Below are 4559 nucleotides of genomic sequence, written 5' to 3' on the forward strand. Positions count from 1 at the left end.
GCCGCCAAGTCGGTTGCCACCGACTTCGGCCTGGACGCCATGGCCAACCGCCTGACCGAAACCGTGACCACCACGGCAAACGGCGGCGCGCCAACGGTAACCAAGCGCACCTCGACCTACGGCTCGCGCAACGAGCTGAAGACCATCGACGATGGCAGCGGCGTGATCACCACGCTGAACTACGACGGCGAAGGCAACCTGACGGAGAAGAAGCAGGGCAGCGACAGCACCATCTACCGCTACAACGGCAACGACAACCTGATCTCGGTCGCACGCAACGGCACCATGCTGGGCCGCTACAGCAACGACCACCTTGGCCTGCGCATCGAGAAGGAAGCCAAGGACCCGTTGCAGCCGGGCGCACCCCCGGTCAAGCTGCGCACCCTGTGGGATGGCCGCAATGCCTTCCAGGACCGCGACAGCGGCGGCGAAGTCATCGCCCGCTACGACAACGACGGCCGCCACCAAGACCATCGACGACGGCAGCGGCGTGATCACCACGCTGAACTACGACGGCGAAGGCAACCTGACSGAGAAGAAGCAGGGCAGCGAYAGCACCATCTACCGCTACAACGGCAACGACAACCTGATCTCGGTAGCGCGCAACGGCACCAYGCTGGGCCGCTACAGCAACGACCACCTTGGCCTGCGCATCGAGAAGGAAGCCAAGGACCCGYTGCAGCCGGGCGCACCMCCGGTCAAGCTGCGCACCCTGTGGGATGGCCGCAATGCMTTCCAGGACCGCGACAGCGGCGGCGAAGTCATCGCCCGCTACGACAACGACGGCCGCCACCCGGTCGGCATGTGGCACCGCGACGACGGCAGCCAGGCGTTGCATCGCGACGCGCTGGGCTCGATCGTCGCCACCACCGATGGCAGCGGCAAGCTGAAGAGCGAGATTGTTTACGACGCCTTCGGCAACATCACCGAGGCGACCGGCCAGAGCGCCAACAAGTTCGGCTACACCGGCCACCAGATGGATGCGGAGACCGGCCTGGTGTACTTCCAGGCGCGTTACTACGACCCGCAGCTAGGCCGCTTCATTACGCAAGACCCGTATGAAGGCGACTGGNGTTGCATCGCGACGCGCTGGGCTCGATCGTCGCCACCACCGATGGCAGCGGCAAGCTGAAGAGCGAGATTGTTTACGACGCCTTCGGCAACATCACCGAGGCGACCGGCCAGAGCGCCAACAAGTTCGGCTACACCGGCCACCAGATGGATGCGGAGACCGGCCTGGTGTACTTCCAGGCGCGTTACTACGACCCGCAACTGGGGCGCTTCATTACGCAAGACCCGTATGAGGGCGACTGGAACACGCCGCTGTCGCTGCACCATTACCTGTACGCCTACGGCAATCCGACGGTGTATTACGACCTGAATGGGTACGAATCCATTTCGGCCACTATTGACAACTGGGCAGAGGGCTGCGGAGCATGGTCATGCGCAGGCTATGCATTTATGAAGGGAGCAGCGGCTGGCCTGACCTTCGGATTTACAACGGTGCATGACCCGGTTGCGGACCAGTATTACGAAGGCAAGATCACTCGCAAGCAATACTTCGGCCGAGGCATGGGCGGCGGTATGGCGATTGTTGGCATCAATGCTGCGAGTGTCTTCATTGGTGGAGGTGCCGGCAGTACGGTGACGACGACGCTAGGTGGCCAAGTACTGCGCAGCGCCGCCGTCGGTGGTGTGACTGCAGCGGGCACCGATGCGGCGACCCAAAGTGTCAACATCGCTGCTGGCTTGCAGGATCACTTCGATGGCAAACGTACCCTGACATCTGGTGCCATCGGCCTCGGCGTAGGGGTGCTCGCGCCAGTTGGCGTAGCAGCATCACGCACGAAGATGGGCCAAGCGGTTATCGGTGCGGTTAAAGATAAAGTTGGCCAAGTTGCGAATGCCATGCGTAAGCGTCAATCTGCCCCGCCAGCGACCAAACCGCCTGTGGCAGTGAAGGCGAGCACTGCGAACCAGAACGAAAATATCACCGTTCAAGAATCAAACGATGGAGCGGGCAGGCGAGTTGGCAAGGCAGGCCATGAAGAAGCCGGTACTTCTCAGGAGTCCGTCAAGGCCGATAAACGAGGAGAACAGAAAACGCCGGTCATTACGACGGCAGACGAGCCGGAAGTTAAGGAATTTGTCAAAGAGTTTGAAAAGAAATACCCGGGTAGACCCTATCAGTCAGGACACAAGCGAACGCACAGCGATGGTCGCGAACTGGAAATCGATTTTGAAACTGATAATGCTATCGTCGAGATCAAAGCCGGGCAAGGACAGGGGCTATCTCGTCAAGTTAAGGATAGATTGGATCCTTCGATAAACCCGAGTGGGAAAGTATGTATCGGCCTTGCTTGCGACAGGAAGGGTTTCTCTATCCACGCCAAGAAATCTGTTGAGAAGGCAGGGGGCCTTGCATCTGATAAAATGCAGGAAGTAATTGACGTGATCGCAGAATAGATCTTATGAACGACGTATTCTATTTTTCCTCTTCTGATATCGCTTTGGACAAAGTATGTAAATTACTTAGTGAGGAATTTTCATACAATCTCTACTTGACAGAAAATCAAGACGCGCTGCAAATAGACATGAGCGATTCAATGCGTTTTCAAGTACAGAAGATGAATATCAATGATGATTTTGGTGGGCCAGCAGATTTGGAAGTGATTTCACGAATTAACGCGAGAAGCTGCTTATGTGTTTCGTATCACAACGTGAATTTGCCCGAATTGAAGGTGGTTTTGAGGACACTTCTGCAGAGTTTTGGCGGTTGGGTCGGAAGTGATGCGGAGGCTTTTGAGCCGCTCTATTCTTTGGAAAATATCGATTCAATGCCGACTTAGTGCCGCTGCCCCCGTTCAACTGCCCCGTTTAGTTGCCCCGTTCAGTGTTCAGTTGAAATTGGGGTAGGGGGCGGCGGGCCACTTTTTTCAAGCCAAAAAGCGGGGCGTCGGGCACAACTCGTTGACCGTCGAGCCGCTTTAATCAGCAAACTGTCTGCCCGGCCAACTCAATGTGCCTGCTATTTCAGCAATTCCAGGCAAGCACGCGAGCGCGAGCCTGAACACCTGTCGTTCGCCATGTTCAACGGACCACATGGTTGCTGGCTAATGCAGCGGCACGAATCCTTTGAGAATCCCGTTCCAGCCCTGGTATGGAACGAACGCTTTCGGTCGATTCAGATAAGGGTTGATGCCGCGCCATGCTTCCATCGGTGTCCAGCCGAACAAATGCTGATGCGGACGAACCTCGTTGTACCACTGCCTGAACGCGGCAAGCAAGGAGTCCAGGTCCTGAGGGCGCTCAGGCACCAGTAGGTTCAGCTTCTGCTTCAAGGTCAGGAACAAGCGCTCAATGCGTCCGTTTTGCCAGGGCTTGCCACGCTCGATAAAGCGATGTTTGATACCGAGCGCGCGTAATCCTTGCGCGAATTCCTTGCTGTGGAAGACCGGTGCGTTGTCGGTGCAAATCCGCTGCGGCTTACCGTAAATGGCAACGGCTGCACGCAGCTTGTTCAGCAGCACCTTTGATGTCTGGCCCTCTGTGCGGGAAAGATGAATGCAAAGGCGAGTGCCGCAGTCGATGATGCCAAAGATGAAGTGCGCGGTGCCTGCCGCGTCATGCTTTCCAGTGGCATCCACGCCCCATTCTTTGTTGGCTGGAATATGCTTCGGCAGCCGATGCTTGGTTCGCAGCTGAACGGCGCGCATGTTCGAGGCGTAGCGTCGCAGCCAGTCGCAAATGGTGCCGAGGCTGATCGACTGGCCAAGGGCTGCGCCCTGCCTATCAAACTGGGCCTTGATCTGACGGATGCTCAGGCCGTGTCGATGCAACGCCAGCACCAGTTCGACCGCCCAGTCAGACTTGCGGTTTCGGCGCGTTTGGCGTGGTGGTGCCGGGCGAACTCGCAAGTTTGGTGGCTGCGCCGTTCTTCGGGTGAAGTCGACTAACAAAGCTTGCTTGCGCAGCACTTGCCGTAGATGCTTGCTCCACGAGTCCATGAAACAGATGTAGTACTGAAGCAGAAAATTCATTCTTATAGTTGTTTGTACAGATTTTTGCCGTGCGATCCGGCATTCGAAAGCGGACATCATGAATGCAGTTTTTCGCTTGTAATGACGGGATCTTTCTTCACGCGGCAGCATCAATCGACTAGAATTCTGGCAGCCCGTCCGTGCAAATGTTTTGCCGACGCAAAACGGCAATCGATCTTTAAAAATCCGTTCCATTTGCAGCCTGTGAAATGATGAATTCGCAGGCTGCCGGAGGCCATGGGCCTCTATTGAATACAACTACGACAAGAACGGCAACCGCGTCAGCGAAACCAACGCACGCGGCCATATTTCCAAGTTCGTCTACGATGCGGCGAACCGCCTGGTCACCAGCGTTGACGAACTGGATCAGGTCACCGCCAATGAGTACAACGAGGTGGGAAACCTGGTCAAGACGGTCGACCCGAACCTGAACGTCACCARGTTCGAATACGACGCGGCCGATCGCAAGATCAACTCCATTGATGGGGAAGGCAAACAAACCGACTACCGTTACGACGG

5 protein-coding genes and 1 pseudogene are annotated in these 4559 nt (G+C 56.8%); 5 read left to right on the forward strand and 1 reads right to left on the reverse strand.

Annotation, left to right across the window (positions count from 1 at the left end):
• Positions 1 to 39 precede the first annotated feature (39 nt).
• The 4 genes and pseudogenes from ASD07_RS32330 to ASD07_RS18185 all read left to right on the forward strand — a co-directional run.
• Positions 40 to 198: pseudogene (locus tag ASD07_RS32330) on the forward strand (hypothetical protein); the annotation flags it as partial.
• Between the two features lie 202 nt (positions 199 to 400).
• Positions 401 to 1072, forward strand: a 672-nt coding sequence (locus ASD07_RS18175; RefSeq protein WP_229207198.1) for an RHS repeat-associated core domain-containing protein, incomplete at its 3' end; no start/stop codon positions are given.
• Positions 1073 to 1074: 2 nt separating this feature from the next.
• On the forward strand, positions 1075 to 2466 hold the full coding sequence (locus tag ASD07_RS32335; RefSeq protein WP_055933607.1) for an RHS repeat-associated core domain-containing protein: 1392 nt from the start codon (positions 1075 to 1077) through the stop codon (positions 2464 to 2466).
• Positions 2467 to 2471: 5 nt separating this feature from the next.
• Positions 2472 to 2849, forward strand: coding sequence for a hypothetical protein (locus ASD07_RS18185; RefSeq protein ID WP_055933611.1), 378 nt, complete (start codon positions 2472 to 2474; stop codon positions 2847 to 2849).
• Positions 2850 to 3113: 264 nt separating this feature from the next.
• On the opposite strand, the gene ASD07_RS18190 is transcribed toward ASD07_RS18185, so the two are convergent.
• Positions 3114 to 4235, reverse strand: coding sequence for an integrase core domain-containing protein (locus ASD07_RS18190; protein ID WP_082507415.1), 1122 nt, complete (start codon positions 4233 to 4235; stop codon positions 3114 to 3116).
• 52 nt (positions 4236 to 4287) lie between these two features.
• Between ASD07_RS18190 and ASD07_RS32340 the strand changes: the two genes are divergently transcribed.
• Positions 4288 to 4559: RHS repeat protein (locus ASD07_RS32340; RefSeq protein ID WP_162246578.1), on the forward strand; the 272-nt coding region annotated here is incomplete at its 3' end.

Source organism: Duganella sp. Root336D2, from assembly GCF_001425005.1.
Taxonomy (GTDB): Bacteria; Pseudomonadota; Gammaproteobacteria; order Burkholderiales; family Burkholderiaceae_D; genus Rugamonas.